Below are 520 nucleotides of genomic sequence, written 5' to 3'. Positions count from 1 at the left end.
TGATGCAAAACCCCTTGGTGGTTTTGAAATTTCTATCATTGCAAATGCAGCAATGGTTGATGATAAAAACAAATCATTTTTAATGAATATTGCTGATTACAACAGCAACCCTGAGCAAGATTTTACCATAGAATTTGCAGACCAGGCAGCTACCAAAAATGTTGCAACTGCTTTAGGTGAAAATGATCCTGATGTAGATGTTATTATTACCTATGACGATGCTATTTTAGGAGAACAACAAGAAACAATTACACTACCAAGTGGTATAGGTTCTGCTACAGCAAATTTATTGCCAACAGCATTTTTACAAGGTGCTTTAGGCTTAAGTAAAGGTATTGAAATAAAAGCACGCTTTGTACCTAATATTGAAACTGATGATGTAGAGTTAGGTATGTATGGAGCTGGTTTACAAATGGAATTTACTAAATGGTTACCAGCTGATAAAATACTACCTGTTGCCGTATCTGGTTTAGTGGCTTACACACACTTAAATGGAAGTTATGATTTAACGGAATCTTCT

The 520-nt window shown here is 35.0% G+C and carries 1 protein-coding gene; it reads left to right on the top strand.

The genetic code is table 11. The annotated features are described in order from the left end of the window. A partial coding sequence (locus FUA24_RS25315; RefSeq protein ID WP_317131972.1) for a DUF6588 family protein occupies positions 1 to 520 on the top strand: 520 nt, incomplete at both ends.

The sequence above is a fragment of the Seonamhaeicola marinus genome, assembly GCF_008085455.1.
The sequence above is the reverse complement of the archived record's forward strand: the minus strand, read 5'-3'. Positions and strand labels throughout refer to the sequence as shown.